Source organism: Pseudoclavibacter sp. JSM 162008, assembly GCF_041366455.1.
In the GTDB taxonomy this organism is placed as follows: Bacteria; Actinomycetota; Actinomycetes; order Actinomycetales; family Microbacteriaceae; genus Pseudoclavibacter.
In genome coordinates this window covers 59,994-76,779 of record NZ_JBEWYX010000005.1, presented here as the reverse complement: position 1 = coordinate 76,779, position 16,786 = coordinate 59,994, and the positions used below count along the sequence as shown (strand labels likewise).

The 16,786-nt window shown below is 69.4% G+C and carries 18 protein-coding genes; 3 read left to right on the top strand and 15 right to left on the bottom strand.

Annotated elements, in window-relative coordinates:
* Positions 1 to 52: 52 nt before the first annotated feature.
* Positions 53 to 1,405 (bottom strand): ABC transporter substrate-binding protein, encoded by a 1,353-nt coding sequence (locus tag ABVF28_RS05730; RefSeq protein ID WP_371029783.1) that lies wholly within the window; start codon positions 1,403 to 1,405, stop codon positions 53 to 55.
* A gap of 110 nt (positions 1,406 to 1,515) precedes the next feature.
* Entirely contained in the window at positions 1,516 to 1,989 is a 474-nt protein-coding gene (locus ABVF28_RS05725; protein WP_104310837.1) for a GNAT family N-acetyltransferase, read from the bottom strand.
* A 54-nt stretch (positions 1,990 to 2,043) separates the two neighbouring features.
* Here ABVF28_RS05725 and ABVF28_RS05720 point away from each other — a divergent pair, with 54 nt between their 5' ends.
* Positions 2,044 to 3,063, top strand: coding sequence for an acryloyl-CoA reductase (locus ABVF28_RS05720; RefSeq protein WP_371029782.1), 1,020 nt, complete (start codon positions 2,044 to 2,046; stop codon positions 3,061 to 3,063).
* A gap of 41 nt (positions 3,064 to 3,104) precedes the next feature.
* Here ABVF28_RS05720 and ABVF28_RS05715 read toward each other — a convergent pair whose 3' ends face one another.
* The gene (locus tag ABVF28_RS05715) at positions 3,105 to 3,452 is read right to left on the bottom strand and encodes a winged helix-turn-helix transcriptional regulator (RefSeq protein WP_371029781.1); all 348 of its coding nucleotides are present in this window, start codon (positions 3,450 to 3,452) and stop codon (positions 3,105 to 3,107) included.
* A 78-nt stretch (positions 3,453 to 3,530) separates the two neighbouring features.
* Between ABVF28_RS05715 and ABVF28_RS05710 the strand changes: the two genes are divergently transcribed.
* Entirely contained in the window at positions 3,531 to 4,190 is a 660-nt protein-coding gene (locus ABVF28_RS05710; protein ID WP_371029780.1) for an FMN-dependent NADH-azoreductase, read from the top strand.
* A gap of 92 nt (positions 4,191 to 4,282) precedes the next feature.
* Here ABVF28_RS05710 and ABVF28_RS05705 read toward each other — a convergent pair whose 3' ends face one another.
* From ABVF28_RS05705 to hemE, 12 genes are all read right to left on the bottom strand, one after another.
* A complete protein-coding gene (locus tag ABVF28_RS05705; RefSeq protein ID WP_104254478.1) occupies positions 4,283 to 4,921 on the bottom strand; it encodes a DedA family protein in 639 nt (212 codons plus the stop codon).
* Positions 4,922 to 4,927: 6 nt separating this feature from the next.
* Positions 4,928 to 6,280, bottom strand: coding sequence for a glutamate-1-semialdehyde 2,1-aminomutase (gene hemL, locus ABVF28_RS05700; RefSeq protein ID WP_371029779.1), 1,353 nt, complete (start codon positions 6,278 to 6,280; stop codon positions 4,928 to 4,930).
* Positions 6,277 to 7,302 (bottom strand): porphobilinogen synthase, encoded by a 1,026-nt coding sequence (hemB, locus tag ABVF28_RS05695; protein WP_371029778.1) that lies wholly within the window; start codon positions 7,300 to 7,302, stop codon positions 6,277 to 6,279. Before hemB ends, hemL begins: the two co-directional genes overlap by 4 nt.
* A gap of 97 nt (positions 7,303 to 7,399) precedes the next feature.
* Positions 7,400 to 8,311, bottom strand: coding sequence for a uroporphyrinogen-III synthase (locus ABVF28_RS05690; protein WP_371029777.1), 912 nt, complete (start codon positions 8,309 to 8,311; stop codon positions 7,400 to 7,402).
* Between the two features lie 14 nt (positions 8,312 to 8,325).
* Positions 8,326 to 9,249 (bottom strand): hydroxymethylbilane synthase, encoded by a 924-nt coding sequence (gene hemC / locus ABVF28_RS05685; protein WP_308807208.1) that lies wholly within the window; start codon positions 9,247 to 9,249, stop codon positions 8,326 to 8,328.
* Positions 9,246 to 10,532: a ferrochelatase gene (locus tag ABVF28_RS05680; RefSeq protein WP_211891221.1), complete on the bottom strand. Its 1,287-nt coding sequence runs from the start codon at positions 10,530 to 10,532 to the stop codon at positions 9,246 to 9,248. Before ABVF28_RS05680 ends, hemC begins: the two co-directional genes overlap by 4 nt.
* Positions 10,529 to 11,332: a hydrogen peroxide-dependent heme synthase gene (gene hemQ, locus ABVF28_RS05675; RefSeq protein ID WP_371029776.1), complete on the bottom strand. Its 804-nt coding sequence runs from the start codon at positions 11,330 to 11,332 to the stop codon at positions 10,529 to 10,531. The genes ABVF28_RS05680 and hemQ overlap by 4 nt, the downstream gene beginning before the upstream one ends.
* A 61-nt stretch (positions 11,333 to 11,393) precedes the next feature.
* Entirely contained in the window at positions 11,394 to 11,690 is a 297-nt protein-coding gene (locus ABVF28_RS05670; RefSeq protein ID WP_371029775.1) for a DUF3618 domain-containing protein, read from the bottom strand.
* Entirely contained in the window at positions 11,683 to 12,144 is a 462-nt protein-coding gene (locus tag ABVF28_RS05665; RefSeq protein ID WP_104310828.1) for a phage holin family protein, read from the bottom strand. The genes ABVF28_RS05670 and ABVF28_RS05665 overlap by 8 nt, the downstream gene beginning before the upstream one ends.
* A gap of 30 nt (positions 12,145 to 12,174) precedes the next feature.
* A complete protein-coding gene (locus ABVF28_RS05660) occupies positions 12,175 to 12,498 on the bottom strand; it encodes a hypothetical protein (RefSeq protein WP_104310827.1) in 324 nt (107 codons plus the stop codon).
* Between the two features lie 97 nt (positions 12,499 to 12,595).
* Complete coding sequence (locus ABVF28_RS05655) at positions 12,596 to 14,026, bottom strand: NAD(P)/FAD-dependent oxidoreductase (protein ID WP_371029774.1); 1,431 nt, start codon at positions 14,024 to 14,026, stop codon at positions 12,596 to 12,598.
* On the bottom strand, positions 14,023 to 15,156 hold the full coding sequence (gene hemE / locus ABVF28_RS05650) for a uroporphyrinogen decarboxylase (RefSeq protein WP_371029773.1): 1,134 nt from the start codon (positions 15,154 to 15,156) through the stop codon (positions 14,023 to 14,025). Before hemE ends, ABVF28_RS05655 begins: the two co-directional genes overlap by 4 nt.
* A 141-nt stretch (positions 15,157 to 15,297) precedes the next feature.
* On the opposite strand from hemE, the gene ABVF28_RS05645 reads away from it, so the two are divergent.
* Positions 15,298 to 16,635 (top strand): glutamyl-tRNA reductase, encoded by a 1,338-nt coding sequence (locus tag ABVF28_RS05645; RefSeq protein WP_371029772.1) that lies wholly within the window; start codon positions 15,298 to 15,300, stop codon positions 16,633 to 16,635.
* Positions 16,636 to 16,786: the final 151 nt, after the last annotated feature.

The window sequence follows — 16,786 nt, the reverse complement described above, 5'->3', positions numbered from 1 at the left end:
CACGGAAGGGCCCGGGATGCGTGCATCCCGGGCCCTCGTTCAGCGAGTCAGCTTAGAGCTGGCCAGCCTCTTCTCCGATGTTGGAGTAGGTGTTGCCGCTGCCGTACTGGTAGATGCCGATCGTGGCCTCTGACGGGTCGCCGTTCTCGTCGAACGAGATCGGGCCGGAGACGCCGTCGTAGTCGATGTCGGTGCCAGCTTCGAGGAGCGTGACGCAGTCGGCGTAAGTGGTGCACTTCTCACCATCGACGGAGACCTTCTGCATGTTGTCCTTGATGGTGGTCGGGTCAGCTGCCCCACCGGCCTGCGCCGCGAGGGCAGCGAGGATGACGGCGTCGTACGACTCAGCGCCGTACGTGTAGTCCTTCAGGTCGGGGTCGATGCCGAGGAGCTTCGCGCGGAAGTCGTCGGAGGCGACGACGCCGGGGATGGTGCCCTTGGCGCAGTTCAGCGTGCCCTCTTCGAAGTCAGCGGAGTAGTCGGCCATGTTGCCGTCGACCATGTACAGCTTGTCGGCGGGGAAGCCCTTGGTGCCGATGAGCTGCGGGACGATGGTCGCCGTCTGGTCGAACGCGACGAGCGCGATCGCGTCGGGGTCGGCTGCCGTGACGGCGTCGATCTGTGCCGAGAACTGGCTGTCGCCCTCGTTGAAGGCCTCAGAGGCGACGACCTCGCCGCCGGCGGCCTCGACGGCCGTGGTGATGCTCTCGGACAGGCCCGAGCCGTAGGCGTCGTTCAGGTAGATGATGCCGACGGATGCGTTGCCGTCGTTGACGATCGTGTTTCCGTTGACGCGACCCTGGAGGATGTCCGAGGGGGCGGTGCGGAAGTAGAAGCCGTTGTCTGCGTACGTGGAGAACTCGGCCGACGTGTTGGCCGGGGAGACCTGCACGACGCCCGCGCCGGTGATCTGGTCGATGACCGTCATGGAGACGCCGGACGATGCGGCGCCGACGATGGCGGACACGTTCTGGCTGAGCAGGTCGGTGACCGACTGCGTGGCGATGTCGGTCGACGTGTCGCCAGAGTCGCGGTGGACGACGCTGATGTTGCCGCCGAGCACGCCGGACGGCGATGCGTTGATCTCGGCGACGGCGAGGTCGACGCCCGCGATCTCGGGCGGGCCGAGGAAGGCGAGGGTTCCGGTCTGCGGAAGCAGCGAGCCGATCTTGAGCGCTTCGGAGCGCTCCTGAGCGGTCGGGGCTTCGACGGGCGAGACCTCGGTTACGGTCTCAGCCGTGTCCGGGCCACAGACCGCGGCAGCGGCGTCGCCGTCCGCGGCTGGTTCGCCACCATCTGTCGTCGAAGAGCACGCGGCCAGCATGAACACGCCGACGCTCATGGCGGCGATTCCTGTGGTGATGCGCAGCTTCCTGGAGGGAGACGACTTGGCAAGGTTACTCATGGTGCTCCTTTATACGTAAGCAGAGAGCGAGCGCCGCGCAGCGGCGCCCGGATCTCAAGTTAGCCGCGGCACTGCGACGAACTGATTCATGCTTGTTACGAGCGAGTAAATCATGAGTGGGGGCTCGATGTGTATTTCACCATCGGGACATGGGGAATGTCGTCCTCGATGAAGGTGTCGCCGCACCGTTCGAAGCCGAATCGCGCGTACCAGGCTTCGAGGTGCGCCTGCCCGTTGAGGGCCGTTGCGACCCCCTCGCTGTCGGCGATCTCGATGAGGTGACGGATGATCTGGGCCGAGTATCCGAGGCCCCTTGAGTTCTCGGCGGTGACGACTCTGCCGATCGCGCGCGCGTCGGTCGGGAGGTGCTCGTCCGGCCAGCCGAGCGGCAGCAGGCGCGCGTAGCTGTGGGGGTAGAGGGGGTCGTCGCCGACGAACGCGTGCTGGGTGCCCTCTGCGAAGTCGGCGGTGTCCGGGTCGAGGTAGACGCAGTCCTGCTCGACGACGAAGATGCTCGAGCGCAGGTGCAGGATGCCCCACAGCTCGGCCGCGCTGAGTTCGGGGAAGGTGCGAACCGTGATCATGTCAGCCAGTGTCGCAGAGGTGGAGTTCGGAGACTGGCCACCTACGATGGCGCCATGGTTCGCGGATACCTGACGACGAAGTCCACTGACGCGGCGGGCAAGCCTCGCATCGATGTCGCGTTCGACGAGCTCGACGATGAGCTCTTCGGCGGCGGTCACCTGCGGCGTGACCAGGTGCTGGTCGACGTCGCCTATACGAGCCTCAACTACAAGGACGCGTTGCTGCTCGCGGGGAAGCCCGGCGTGAGCCGGGCGGATGTGCTTGTCCCCGGCATCGACGTCGTCGGGGTCGTGCGCGAGTCCCGCACCCAGAACTTCGTGCCCGGCGATCGAGTGGTGCTGAACGGCGCTGGGCTCGGCGAGACCCGGCACGGTGGCCTCGCCGAACTGTGCCTCATGGACGACGAGTCCCTCATCCACCTGCCGGAGGCGATGTCGCTGATCGACGGTGCTGCGATCGGCACGGCCGGCTACACGGCGATGCTCTCGGTGCTCGCACTGGAGAAGCAGGTCGAGCCTGGTGATGGCGACGTGCTCGTGACCGGCGCGGCCGGCGGGGTGGGCAGCGTCGCGATCGCGTTGCTGGCGGGCCTCGGCTACCGAGTGGTGGCCTCCACGGGCCGCGGGGACCAGGAGGGTGACTACCTGCGGAGGCTCGGCGCGGCCGAGATCATCGACCGGCGCGAGCTGTCGGATGCGGTGGGCAAGCCGTTGCAGACCGAACGCTGGGCGGGCGCCGTCGACGCGGTCGGCTCCACGACACTCGCCAACGTGCTCGCCCGGACGAGACGCGAGGGGATCGTCACCTCATGCGGCCTCGCACAGGGCACCGACCTGCCGACGACGGTGATGCCGTTCATCCTCAGGGGCGTGACGTTGCGAGGAATCAACTCGGTGGTGCAGAGCGTCGAGGTGCGGGCGGAGGCGTGGAACCGGCTCCTCGAGCTCGACAGCGAGCTGCTGGAGTCGATGACGGAGGTCATCGCCCTGGAAGAGGCGCTCGACCACGCGCAGCCCATCCTGGACGGCAAGGTGCGTGGCAGGACGGTTGTGCGCGTCCGCGGCGACCTGTGACCCGTTCGGCCCGCTTCGGGGCCATAGCCCCGGGGTGCGAGTCAGCTTAAGCGTGCCGGTTCGAGGTTCTCTGACGCCCACGTGCCGAGCTGCTTGAGCACCGGGATGAGGCGTTTGCCTGCCGTCGTGAGCTCGTAGCTGACCGAGACAGGCGGCCCGTTGCTGACGGTTCTTTCCACGAGGCCCGCGGCCGCGAGCTCGCTGAGACGATCGGAGAGGACAGCGTCGCTGATGCCGGTCACAGCGCGGCGCAGGGCGACGAAGGTCAGCGGCTGGGAGCCGAGCACGTCGATGATCATGCCGTTCCAGCGCTTGCCGAGCAGGGTGAAGGCAAGCGAGATGGCGCCGTCGCACGCTGCCGCGCTGTGCACCTGCACGTTCTCTGCCATGCCGTCAGTGTACCCGTGCTAACCTCCACAGAGTCGCTCTGGTTTTCAGAGTGACTCTGTGAGTCAGATTGGAGCACCATGTCCCTGCTGCGTATCGACGCGAGCCTCATGCCCGCCACCTCCGCGAGCCGTGCGCTCGGCGACCTCGTCGAGGCCGAATGGGTTGCAGCCCACCCCGATTCCGTCGTGACCCGCCGCAACCTCGTCGACTCCCCCATCCCCGCCGACGCCTGGCAGAACGCCGTCTACGCAGGCTTCACCCCGGAAGAGGACCGCACCGAGGAGCAGCGCGCCGCTGTCGCCCTCGCCACGCAGCTGGCCGACGAGCTCATCGACGCCGACGCCCTGCTCTTCACCGTCCCCCTCTACAACTACGGCGTCTCCCAGCACTTCAAGCTCTGGTTCGACCTCGCCTACACAGACCCGCGCACCAACCCGGGCAGCACGACCCTCAACGGCAAGCCGGCGACGCTCGCGACCGTCCTCGGTGGCAACTACGACGAAGGCACCCCGAAGGCCGGCTGGGACCACTCCACGCCGTACCTCACGCGTCTGCTCGAGGACGTCTGGGGTCTTGACCTCCGCGTCGTCCAGCGCCCCTTCACGCTCGTCGGCGTGAACCCGGCACTCGACCAGTTCGCTGACCTCGCCGCCGACCTCAAGTCGGACGCCGAGACGAAGGCAACCCAGTCCGGGCGTGAGCTCGCCGAGCTTCGCGGCAAGGCGGACGCGGCCTAAGCAGCGCACCCGCCCTGCCCGGCCGCCGGCCAGGCAGACCACGGGCCTCGCTCACCGAGTGGCCTCTTTCGGGATGGGTTTCAGGGACGGGCTCAGCTGGCGACGTGGTGCGCTTTCCGGCGCTCCGCGAGCTTCTCGAACCAGCCGTTGACGAGCTGCGCGAGCACGCCAAGGGCGATGGCGGTGACCACGGCAAGCGCCATCATGAGGAGCGGGTTGCTCTGACTCCACGAACCGAACGCCGCGCCGATGAGCACCGCGTAGCCGACCCACACGGCGCTGGCCAGCACGGAGAGCGGCAGGAACCGCGGCATGGGCATGCGGGCGTCGGATGCGGCGAGCACGGTCGCGATGCGGCCCATCGGCAGGAGCCTGACCGTCACCATGACCCACTTCGGCCGGGTCTTGAGCTGGTCGCCGACCCGTGTGCGCACGGCGGTGAGCCGTCGCCCGTTCATCCAACTCCATTTGCCGAAGCCGATGCCTCGCGCGAGCCAGTACGTGCCGATGTCGCCCAGCACCATGCCGGCGACGCAGAAGACGAAGAGGCCGAACAGGTTGATGAGCGCCGTCCAGCCCTGGTCCCCGGCCGTCAGCGCGGAGAGCGCGACGACCAGCGACTGGCTGGGCAGGAACGTGACGACGCCGCCGATGAGCAGCACGAGCGCGGCCACCGCGAAGCTCCACCCGGAGCCGCGGAGGCCGAGCACCCACTCCGAGAGCTCTTCCACGCGCCCCTACTCTGGTGCCACGGCGTCTGCCGCGGCCTTCGCTGCGGCGGGCAGCGCCGCGAGGACTCGCTCGATGGCCGCGTCATCGTGGGCAGCCGACACGAACCACGCCTCGAACACGCTCGGCGGCAGGTTGACCCCAGCGTCGAGCATGGCGGCGAAGAACGGCGGGTAGCGCCAGGCTTCCTGGCGCTTGACCTCGTCTTCGTTGCGCGGGCCTCCTCCGGTGCCGGTCCAGCCGAGCGCCGCGCCGTCGCCGAAGGTGAAGCTGAAGAGGTTGCCGACGTTCTGCACCGAGTGGGCGACTCCGGCTGCCGTGAGCGCCTCCGACGTGGCAGTGCGGATGCGCTCCGCGGCGGCGTCGACCCGTGCGTACACGTCGGCGTCGGCAAGCGCGAGCGTCGCGATGCCGGCCGCAACCGCAACCGGGTTCCCCGAGAGGGTGCCCGCCTGGTAGACGGGGCCTTGAGGGGCGAGGTGGCTCATGATCTCGCGTGAGCCGCCGAGCGCCGCGACGGGCATGCCGCCGCCGATGACCTTGCCGTACGTGTAGAGGTCGGCCTGCCACCCACCCGAGGCCTCGCTCTTCTGCTCCTCACCCCACCAGCCGGCAGGGCCCGTGCGGAAGCCCGTGAGCACCTCGTCGCAGACGAGCAGTGCACCCTCGGCCGAGCAGAGCTCTGCGAGCGCGCGGTTGAAGCCGGGCTCAGGCGGCACGACGCCCATGTTGGCGGGCGACGCCTCCGTGATGACGGCGGCGATCTCGCCCGGATGCTCGGTGAACGCGGCACGCACGGCCTCAAGGTCGTTGAACGGCACGACGATGGTCTGCGACGTGATGGCCTCTGGCACCCCGGCAGAACCGGGGAGCGCGAGCGTCGCAAGCCCAGAACCGGCCGCCGCGAGGAGACCGTCGGAGTGCCCGTGATAGCAGCCGGCGAACTTCACGATGAGGTCGCGGCCCGTGTACCCGCGAGCGAGGCGAAGCGCCGTCATGGTCGCTTCCGTGCCCGTCGAGACGAGACGCACCTGCTCGATCGGGGCGATGCGCTCGACGACCAGCTCTGCGAGCTGGGTCTCAGCCGGAGTCGGCGCGCCGAACGAGAGCCCGCGGGCCGCGGCGTCCTGCACGGCGGCGACGACCGCCGGGTGCGCGTGCCCGAGCAGCATGGGGCCCCATCCGCTGACGAGGTCGACGTACTCGTTGCCGTCGACGTCGGTCAGGTACGGGCCCGTGGCCGAAGCTGCGAAAGGAGGGGTGCCGCCGACCGAGCCGTAGGCACGGACCGGGGAGTTCACACCGCCCGGAGTGACGTCGAGGGAGCGGGCGAACAGGGCTGCTGAGGCTGCGTGGTTCATCGTGCGTCCACTCTGCCATGGGCCGCCGACACTCCAGTGCCCGCCTGCAGGTTCAGGGTGCGGGCGAGCTCGCTCGCGTAGTAGGTGAGCACGGCGTCGGCCCCAGCGCGGCGGATGGAGGTGATGGATTCGGCGATCGCGCGGTCGCGGTCGATCCAGCCGTTCGCGGCGGCCGCCTCGATCATGGCGTACTCGCCGCTGACCTGATACGCCCAGACGGGAACGATCGACTCCGCGGCGACGTCGGCGAGCACGTCGAGGTACGAGCCCGCAGGCTTCACCATGACCACATCCGCGCCCTCGTCAATGTCGATGAGCGCCTCGCGCATGCCCTCGCGACGGTTCGCCGGGTCGAGCTGGTAGGTGCGGCGGTCGCCCTGGAGCTGCGAGTCCACGGCTTCGCGGAATGGGCCGTAGAAGGCGGACGCGTACTTCGCCGAGTAGGCGACGATCGCGACGTCGGTGTGCCCGGCCGCGTCGAGGGCCGCGCGCGCGCTGGCGACCTGGCCGTCCATCATCCCGGACATGCCGAGCATCGCGGCGCCCGCGTCTGCCTGGGCGATCGCCATCGCGTCGTAGCGTTCGAGCGTCGTGTCATTGTCGACGCGGCCGGCGGCATCCAGCACCCCGCAGTGCCCGTGGTCGGTGAACTCGTCGAGGCAGAGGTCCGTCTGCACGACGATGGCATCCCCGAACTCCTCCGCGAGCACATGCGCCGCGACGTTGAGGATACCGTTCGGGTCGGTGGCGCCCGAACCGACCGCGTCACGTGTCTCCGGCACGCCGAAGAGCATGACCCCGCCCACACCGAGCCCCGCCGCCTCATCGACGGCGCGACGGAGCGAGTCGAGCGAATGCTGCTGCACGCCGGGCATCGACGAGATGTCGATGGGCTCGCTGACCCCCTCGCGCACGAACAGGGGCAGGATGAGGTCGTTCGGGTGCACTCGCACCTCGCGGACCTGGCGGCGCACGGCGTCGCTCTGGCGCAGACGGCGGGGCCTGCGGCTCGGGGAGATCATGCGATCGTGTCCTTCCTCAACGTTCAGCGTCGGCTTCGCGACCGCGATCCGACCCTGCCTTCATTCCGATTCCGGCGCCGTGCTGCGATCGAGCAGCTCAGCGGTCGCCGGGAGTCTGACCGCGACCCTCGTCGAGCGCGGGGATGTCTTCCTTCGGCACGGGCTGGTTGTCGTGCTCTGCCTGCAGCTCGGCCTCGAACGCCCGGACCGCCTTGAGATCGATCGCCTCGGTCACTGGCATGTCGCTGCCGCTCGCGAGCCACTCGAGGCCGTCGAGCAGCGACGCGACCGAGCGCTGCTTCGCCACGACGTCGACGCGGAGGCCGAGCTGCCTGGCGTCCTTCGCGGTGCGCGGGCCGATCGCGGCGATGTAGATCTCGTCGGGGATGGGCGAGAACTGCTTGTCGACCTGCTCGGCCACGGATCCGCTCGTCACCAGGATCGCTCGGATCCGGCTGTTGCGGATGTCGTACTGGATGCTCTCCGCGGCGGGCACGCCCACCGTGCGGTACGCGACGACCGAGTCGACGAGGTGCCCGCGCCTCGCGAGCCCCTCAGCAAGCGTGGGACGTGCGACCTCCGAACGCAGCCAGAGCACGGAGATGGGAGGTTGGTGGCGCGCCGCCTCGGTCCACTCGAGCAGCAGGCCTTTCGCGGAGTTGTCGTGCGTGGGGACGAAGTCGACTCGGTAGCCAGCCGTCGTGAGCGACGCGGCCGTCGTCTCCCCCACCGCTGCGATGAGCGTGTGGTCCGGCACCTTCACGCCAAGCGAGTGCATGACGTCCGCTGCGGTGGCGCTCGTGACGGCCACCCAGTTGTAGTGACCGCTCTCGAGCAGTCGGATCTTCTCGGCAAGCACCCTCGAGTCGCTCTCGTTGGGGCTCGCGAAGTTGATGAGGGGGGCAGTGATCGGGAAGGCGGAGCGGGCCCGAACAGCTTCGGCCACGTCGCCGCCCCAGACGCCTCCACGGGGAACGAGGATCTTCCAGCCCTTCAGCGGTGCATCCATCGTGGCTCCTCCGTTCAGGCCATCAGCGCGAGCGCACCCTGATCGAAGAGGTCCGTCGAGATGAGCGTGACCAGTTCTGCCTGGGCGGCGTCGAGTGCGCGGGGGTCGGAGACCTCCACGGCACGTCTGCTGGACACCCGCGAAGATCCGTCTACTGCATACACGGTAGCCCACGCCTCGAGCTTTCCGTCGGCGTATCGCGCGGAGGCGCCGACGGGGGCGGCGCAACCGGCCTCGAGTGTCGCGAGAATGCCGCGTTCGACGAGGACCGCAGCGCGCGCCGTCGGGTCATCGAGCTGGGAGACGCCGGCAGGAGTTTCGCCGTCGCGAACTTCGATGCCGAGGCATCCCTGGCCTGGGGCGTTCGGGAAGGTCTCGAGGTCGAAGCGCTCGGTGATCGCCGCTGCGAACCCGAGGCGCTCCAGGCCCGCCGCTGCGAGCACCACGGCGTCGAGCTCACCGTCGGTCACGAAGCGGAGTCGCCGCTCGACGTTGCCTCTGATGTCGCGGATCTCGAGGTCTGGCCGCAGCGTCAGCAGCTGCGCCACGCGACGTGGCGAGCCGGTGCCGACCTTCGCGCCGTGCGGCAGCTGCTCGAGGGTGAGACCGGATGCGCCACCGAGCGAGCAGAGCGCGTCGCGCTGGTCTTCCCGCACCGGGTAGGCGGCAACGGTGAGGCCGGGGGCCTTGGCCGTCGGGAGGTCCTTCAGGGAGTGGACGACGAGGTCGCATTCACCTGCGAGGAGTGCGTCGCGGAGTTCACTCGCGAACACGCCCGTGCCGCCGAGCGACGACAGCGCCGCGCGGGTCACGTCGCCGTGTGTCGTCACGCGCACGAGCTCGGTCGGCTCGCCCGTGATGCGTTCGAGCTCCCGCGCCATGGTCGAGGTCTGCGCGACCGCCAGGGCGCTGCCCCTCGTGCCGATCCGGAGCGTCACGGCAGGAGTCCGGACACCGCCGGCTTGAAGCCGAGGCGCTTGTTCGCGCAGCAGCCGGGGCGGCACACGTCGAACCAGGGGCCGATGGTGGTCATCGCCGGGCGCTCTCCGACGGGGATCGCGTCGCGACGTTCGAGGACGAGGTCGACGAGGCCCTCGACGTACTTGGCGTGGATGCCGGGCGTGGGGGTCCTGCGGAACGCGAGTCCCGCATCCGCCGCGGAGTCCTTCGCCTCGTTGTCGAGGTCCCAGAGCACCTCCATGTGGTCGGAGACGAAGCCGATCGGCACGACGACAACCGCCTTGACGCCCTTCGAGGGCAGCTCCTCGATGACGTCGTTGATGTCGGGTTCGAGCCAGGGCTGCGAGGGCGGTCCGGAGCGCGACTGGTAGACGAGCTGCCAGGAGAGCTGCTCCGGCACCCGGCCGGCGAGCGTGGTGTCCTCGATGAGCTCCTGCTGCGCCGCAAGGGCGACGACCTCGGCGACAGCGAGGTGCTGAGCTGCGTACGCGCCGCTCTCGCCGAAGCCGGCGCCGGGAGGGCCCGAGTTCTCGGCGTCTGCCATGGGCACCGAGTGCGTCGTGAAGAGCACCTCGACCTCGGTGGCGAGGTCGAGTTCGCTGTGCTCCTGCGCGAGGCTGAGCACCGCGTCGCGGACACCCTCGATGAAGGGCGCCACGAATCCGGGGTGGTCGAAGAAGGCGCGCACCTTGTCGATGGTCAGCTGACCGCCGAGGCCCGAGTCCTCGAGCGCATCCGCGAAGTCCTCGCGGTACTGGCGGCAGCTCGAGAACGACGAGTAGGCACTCGTGGCGATCGCGATGAGCGTCGAGCAGCCCGCCTCGCGGGCATCGAGGAGCACGTCGTTGAAGTACGGTTCGGAGTTGCGATTGCCCCAGAAGACGGGCAGGTCGATGCCGCGGCGCTCGAGCTCTCGCTCGATGGACGCCTTCAGCTGGCGGTTCTGCTCGTTGATGGGACTCACGCCGCCGTAGTGGCGGTAGTGGTGGGCCACCTCCTCGAGGCGCTCGTCCGGGATGCCGCGACCGGCCGTGACGTTGCGCAGGAACGGGATGACCTCGTCCTGCCCCTCAGGTCCGCCGAAGGAGGCGAGCAGGATGCCGTCGTACGCGACGGGCTCGGTCGTGTGCTCCGGCCCGAACCTGGCGGCGTCGGAGGCTGCGCTGACGGCCGCGTTGACCTCGACGCGCGTGAACGTCGCGGGGTTGGGCTTGCGTCCGGGAGTGCGCTCGCCGGTCTGCCGCGGGGCGACGTCGGTCACTGCAGCACCTCGACGATCTCGGAGGTCTGCACGAAGCGACCCGTGTAGAACGGCACCTCTTCGCGCACGTGCCGCCGAGCGTCCGTCTGGCGCAGATCGCGCATCATGTCGACGAGGTTGAGCAGGTTGTCGTCCTCGAGGGCGAGCAGCCACTCGTAGTCGCTGATGCCGAAGGCCGCGACCGTGTTGGTGAGCGTCGACGTGTAGGACGAGCCTGCGCGCCCGTGCTCGGCGAGCATCTGGCGACGCTCATCCTCTGGAAGCAGGTACCACTCGTAGGAGCGCACGAACGGGTACACGGTGACCCACTGGCGCGGCTCCTTGCCAAGCATGTACGCGGGCATGTGGCGTGCGCTGAACTCCGCCGCACGATGCACGCCCACGATCTGCCACGACGGGGTCAGCGGTGCGATGAGCTCGCTGCGGCGGATCTGTCGAAGACCCCACTGCAGGCTCTCCGGCGCCTCGCCGTGCAGCCACACCATGAGCTCGCCGTCGTGTCGGAACCCGGAGACGTCGTAGAAGCCGCGAACCTTGACGCCGTTCTCTGCGAGCTCGGCCACGATGCCATCGAGCTCGTCGACGGCCTTGATGGCGTCTCGCCCTGAGAGCACGAGCTCGTTGAGGGTCTCGCGACGGAACACGGAGATCATCGTGTACTCCGTGAGCGTCGTGCCCCCACCCTGCTCTTCGTTGCCCGCATGCGCTTCTGGAGCGGCCTGCTCTGCCTGCTCTGCGGGGACTGCTGACGTTGCGTTGGGCTCGGCCGCGTAAGCCGGGACCTCGTTCGAGTGGGTCATGGTCCTATTCTACGAAATGTCGAGGAATGATTCGGGGTGCGCGTGACGAGCGCCGGGCAGCTCAGCGCGAGCGGCGGTACAGCGTGACGGCGGCCGTGATGCCGCCGGCCACGGCAACCGCTGCACCGGTCGCGAGACCCGCGAGCAGCAGCGGATTGTCTTCCTTCAGGCGCTGGATGCTGTGCCGCGTGGAGTTGAGGAGCTCGCGACCGCGGATGCGCGGGTCGACCTTCACCTCGATCGCGTCGAGCGTCGCCGCCAGCTCTCGCCGGGTCTTCTCGATATCGGCCTTCAGCTGGCCGTCATTGCGCTTGTCTTCCTTCTTCGCGAGGGTCGCCTCGCCGTTCTGCTCACTCATACTGTCCGAGCCCCTTCACTGCGTTGACATCCTGCTTGACGCTGGCGATCGTTCGCTCCGGCGCGAGCTTGCCCGCGCGCTTGAGCGCGACGTAGCCGGCGAGGCCGAGCACGATGACGAGCAGCAGGAACGCGCCTGCCACGATGAGCGCGGAGAGCCACGGCGCGAAGACCGTGTTGAGCCCGAGGACGGCAGCGGTCACGAGCACTGCCCACAGGGTGAGCGCGAAGAACGCCGCGGCGGCGAACAGGCCGACCGCGATGCCGTACTTCGTGCCCGTCGAGATGAGCTCCCGCTTGCCCTGCTCGACCTCGTCGCGCACGAGCTTCGTGAGGAGCTTGGGGACGTCGGTCACGAGCGTGCCGAGGCTCGCCCTCGACTTCGGGTTGGCCCTCGTGCGGCCGATGCCGGGGAAGGGCCCGCGGATCGGCGTCTTTTCTGACGACTCAGACATGAGTGTGTCGCTCTCTGCTGGGAGTGCTGGTTAGGATGCGTCGCTGCTCGGGTTGCCGACCGTGCCGGTGGGGGCCGGTGGCTTCGACTTCGAGGAGGAGCCCTTCTTGCCGTTGTCCTTGACCGCCTTCGTGACCTGCGCGGTCACGAGCTTCGCGCCGCTGACGGCCGCGTCTGCGACCTTCGGAGCGAGCTTGCGGGAGATCTCGTCGACCTCGGCGCGCTTGGCGCGGACGAGCTTGGTGTCCCAGACCGTGTGCGCGACCGAGGAGATCTGCTCATAGCGCTTGCGTCCCGCGCGAGCCCCGAGGACGTACCCGGCACCGAGGCCAAGCACAAACACGAACTTCTTCATGAAAACTCCTATCGTTCGCCGGTGCGCCCGCGACCGGTCGATCGGGCGCTGTGAAGCCACGAATCAAGCCTAGCCCCGCTCGGCATCTCAACTCGCGCTAAGCCTGTGCGTCCGCGGGGAACAGCCCGTCGACCGCACGGAGCACACCGGGCACGACGCTCGCAAGCCCCGTGCCGTCGATCCAGGTGCCCGCGAGCGCGAGACCGACCGACGCCTCCGCCGCCGAGCGTGCGCCGCGCAGCGTCTCAGCGCGGCCGAGCCGTGCCGCAGGAGCTGGAAGATGCCACACCTGCCTCGCCATGGCCACGACATCGTCGGCGGCGATGGCGGTTCCGAGCAGGCGACCGGCGTCGGCGCAGGCGAGGGCGAGAAGCTGATCGTCGTCGAGTCCACCGGTGAGCGGCTCGGCTCCCCCGCTCACCTCGGGGCCGTACGAGAGGCGGAGCACGTGCATCCCCGCGCCTGCCGCCGCCTCCTGCCAGGCCCACTTCGCAGTGACGTGGGTAAGCGCCTTCGCGCGGATGCTCGTGCTCGGGTCGCCGACGAGCACTCCGGTTCCACGCGGTCGGGCATCGAGCTGCGGGGCGCGGACGAGCAGGGCGACGACCTCGGCCGGCACGGGGCGTTCGCCCGGTGACGCCGGCTCCGATGTCGGGACGGCGACCGTCGACAGAATGCGCTGCACCAGCACGCTCGCCCCGTCTTCGAGCTCCACGCTCCAGGACTCGTCGCCGGAAGACAGCCCCGCGTGCTCCCGCATGACCACGACGCGCGTGCCGAGGCGCACCTCGACGCCGAGCTCGGCGAGCTCGCGCTCGAGCAGCGCCACGACCCGGTGCATCCCGCCTGTGACGGTGCGCACGGCAGCACCCGGGGGCGCGCTCTTGCGCAGCGCTGCGACGGCGCCTGCGAGCGAGCCGTGCTCGAGGAGGCGATCGGCGAGGCCGGGGACGAGCACTCGGTGGTCGAGGTCCGAAGGGTCGAGCGAGTAGACGCCGCGAGTGACCGGCGCCACGAGCCGTCCGAGCACGATCGGCCCCATGCGGGCGAGGACCAGCGCCTCGAGGTTGCGCGCGTCGGCACCGATCTCCGGATCGAGCCGCCGATCGCGCTCGAGCTCGGCGATGCCTGCGTCTCCGACCGCCGCGTGCACGGCCGCCCGAGCCTCGGCGTCGAGCAGCGACGCCTCGCCGGGAATCCCGAGAAGTCCCCCCGCCGGCATGGGCGCGGCCGTGCCGTCTGTCACCACCCAGGATCCGAGCGCGCGCGGTTCGGCGACGTCGTCGAGCATCCCGAGCTCCTGGAGGAGTGCCGCGAAGGCGCCACCCTTCGTCGCGAACGCCTCAGCGCCGATGTCGATCGGCAGGTCGCCGAGGTGGGCACGGCGGATCATTCCGCCGAGCTGGTCTCGGGCCTCGACCAGAAGCACCCGGACGCCGCGGCTCGCGGCGCGCCTCGCGGCGAGCATCCCGGCGATGCCTCCGCCGATGACGAGGAGTTCGGGCTGCGCCGGGTGTCGCTGGTTCACTCGACCCGACCGCCATTCGGCAAGGAGTGCGCGAACTCCACGAGTCCGGTCAGGACGGCAGGGTCTGCCGAAGGGGGGACCCCGTGGCCGAGGTTGAGGATGTGGGCTGGCGCGGAGTTGCCGCGTCGGACCACGTCGCGCACGTGCGCCTGGAGCACCGCGTCACCCGCGCCGAGCACGGCTGGGTCGACATTGCCCTGCAGCGGCACGTTGCCTCCGAGTCGACGCGAGGCCGCATCCAGAGTGATGCGGTCGTCGACACCCATGACATCGGCGCCGATCGCGTGCATGTCCGGCAGCAGCTCGGCCGTGCCGACGCCGAAGTGGATGGTGCGAACACGCTCACCGCCGGGGGTCCGCAGGGCTTTCACGCGCTCGAGCGCGAGCCCGCTCGAGGCGGCGATCGACGTCTGGTACCGGTCGCGGCTCAGCGACCCCGCCCAGGAGTCGAACAGCTGCACGATGCTCGCGCCAGCCCGGACCTGCGCCTCCAGGAAGGCGGCGGAGAGCTCGGCGATCGCGCCGGAGAGGTCAGCCCACGCCTCGGGGTCCGCCTGCATGAGCGTGCGTGTGCGGAGATGGTCCTTCGACGGGCCGCCCTCGACGACGTACGCGGCGACCGTGAACGGGGCGCCTGCGAAGCCGATGAGCGGGGTCGCGCCGAGTTCCGCGACCGTTAGGGACACCGCGTCCGAGATGGGAGCGAACAGCTCCGGACTGATGCGCTCCCGAACGCGGGCCGCGAACTCGTGCGCCTCCTTCGAGGTCCGCACCGGGTTCTCGAAGACCGGGCCCGTGCCCGGCACGATGTCGACGGCCTCGCCGATGAGCTTGAGCGGCACCACGATGTCGCTGAAGAAGACCGCCGCGTCGACACCGTGCCTGCGCACGGGCTGCAGCGTGATCTCCGCGGCGAGCTCCGGGCGGAGGCAGGAATCGAGCATCTCGATCCCCGTGCGCAGCTCGCGGTACTCCGGCAGCGAACGCCCCGCCTGCCGCATGAACCACACCGGCAGCGTCTCGGGGCGCTCGCCGCGTGCCGCCCGGATGAGCGGCGCGTCGGCCGTGAGGCCGGAAGAGAGGGGGTGCGAATCGCTGAGTGGGAGGGGTGCGGGAGCTGTCTCGGTCACCACACCATTCTCTACCCGGCACTCGAGCGGGGAACACAGCCTGCCACCGCGCGCATCTCGACCTATTCCCGGACCGCAAGCAGATTAAGGGAAGGTATGGCTCAGAAGCGGATGCGCCAAGAACTTCTACAATAAGTAATCGTGTTGCTGTGTCTGAGTGCCAATCACCGCACCGCGAGCTTCCCAGTTCTTGAAAAGCTCGCGGCCCGCGAGGACGGCGAACTAGAGTCCGCGCTCCGCGGCGCCCCCGGTGTCGACGGAGCCATCGTGCTGGCCACCTGCAACCGCTTCGAGATCTACCTCGACATCGACACGGCCCAGCCCGTCGCCCCGGAGCTCATGCCGACCATCGCATCGGCACTCGACGTCTCGGTCGAGACGCTCCGCGCCAACATGGCCGTCATCCACGACACCCAGGTGCCCGAGTACCTCTTCGCAGTCTCGAGCGGCCTCGAATCCGTCGTCGTCGGCGAGGGCGAGATCTCCGGCCAGGTTCGCCGAGCGCTCGAGGAATCGCGCGCCGCCGGAATGTCGACCTCCCAGCTCGAGCGCCTCTTCCAGTCGGCGTCCACCACGTCGCGCGGCATCAAGTCGGGCACGAAGCTGCAGAGCGCCGGCCGCTCGCTGGTTCGCCTCTCCCTCGAGCTCGCGGCGTCTCAGATCGCTGACTGGAGCACAGCGCAGGTTGTGCTCGTCGGCACCGGCTCGTACGCCGCCGCCTCCTTGAAGGCGCTCCAGGACCGCGGCGTCACGCGCGTCGGTGTCTACTCCCCCTCGAACCGCGCCCACAAGTTCGCGGAGCGAGACGGGGTCTTCGTCATCGACCGCGAGAACCTCCCCGAGTACCTGTCGAACGCCGACCTCGTCGTCACCTGCTCAACTGCCGACACGGTGGTCATCGACTACGACCTCATACTCGGAGCCCGCCTCGCGCCCGGCTGCGCCGAGTCGACGCTCATCATCGACCTCGGCATGCCCCGAAACGTCGACCCGGCCGTCGGGCGCCTCGACGGCGTCTCGGTGCTCGACCTCGAGACCATCCGCATCCACGCTCCCCTCGAGGAGCTCGGCGCAGCAGATGAAGCCCGCTGCATCGTCTCGCGCGCCGCCAGCGAGTTCGTCGAGCAGCAGGCCGAGACGAGCGTTGCCGAGGGCATCGCCGCGCTCCGCTCGCACATCACCGACATCGCACGCGCAGAGACCGAGCGCGTTGCCAGCAAGGACGATGCCGGGGTCGCCGAAGCCGCCCTGCGTCGCCTCGCGAACACGCTCCTGCACAGCCCGTCAGTGCGCGCCAAGGAGCTCGCCCGTGCCGGCCGCGGCGACGAGTACCTCGACGCCATCGAGCTGCTGTTCGGCATCACCGTCGAGCGCGCAGCCCCGAAGACGCCCGCAGCACCCGCTCTCCCGACGCCGCTTCCCCGCGTCGCCGACGCGGAAGACGATGGGGCCCTCGAGTGCCCCGTCCACACGTCCTAGCACCGAAGCCTCTGCCCGCGCCCTGGCTCGGGTGACCCGTTCCGCGGCCCTTCGGCCTGCCCCGGACTCGAGGCCCCGGTCCTCGCGTCGATCTTCGTTCCGGTGCCATGCCCATACCGGACGCGGGCGCGACTCGGGATGGGAAACTCTC

Bases quoted from the DNA above. Each gene is read 5' to 3' on its own strand.
- hemL (WP_371029779.1), bottom strand. From the start codon at position 6,280: ATGAACCACGCAGCCTCAGCAGCCCTGTTCGCCCGCTCCCTCGACGTC.
- ABVF28_RS05725 (WP_104310837.1), bottom strand. From the start codon at position 1,989: ATGATCACGGTTCGCACCTTCCCCGAACTCAGCGCGGCCGAGCTGTGG.
- hemQ (WP_371029776.1), bottom strand. From the start codon at position 11,332: ATGACCCACTCGAACGAGGTCCCGGCTTACGCGGCCGAGCCCAACGCA.
- ABVF28_RS05665 (WP_104310828.1), bottom strand. From the start codon at position 12,144: ATGTCTGAGTCGTCAGAAAAGACGCCGATCCGCGGGCCCTTCCCCGGC.
- ABVF28_RS05715 (WP_371029781.1), bottom strand. From the start codon at position 3,452: ATGGCAGAGAACGTGCAGGTGCACAGCGCGGCAGCGTGCGACGGCGCC.
- ABVF28_RS05670 (WP_371029775.1), bottom strand. From the start codon at position 11,690: ATGAGTGAGCAGAACGGCGAGGCGACCCTCGCGAAGAAGGAAGACAAG.
- ABVF28_RS05710 (WP_371029780.1), top strand. From the start codon at position 3,531: ATGTCCCTGCTGCGTATCGACGCGAGCCTCATGCCCGCCACCTCCGCG.
- hemB (WP_371029778.1), bottom strand. From the start codon at position 7,302: ATGATCTCCCCGAGCCGCAGGCCCCGCCGTCTGCGCCAGAGCGACGCC.
- ABVF28_RS05660 (WP_104310827.1), bottom strand. From the start codon at position 12,498: ATGAAGAAGTTCGTGTTTGTGCTTGGCCTCGGTGCCGGGTACGTCCTC.
- ABVF28_RS05690 (WP_371029777.1), bottom strand. From the start codon at position 8,311: ATGGATGCACCGCTGAAGGGCTGGAAGATCCTCGTTCCCCGTGGAGGC.
- ABVF28_RS05720 (WP_371029782.1), top strand. From the start codon at position 2,044: ATGGTTCGCGGATACCTGACGACGAAGTCCACTGACGCGGCGGGCAAG.
- ABVF28_RS05730 (WP_371029783.1), bottom strand. From the start codon at position 1,405: ATGAGTAACCTTGCCAAGTCGTCTCCCTCCAGGAAGCTGCGCATCACC.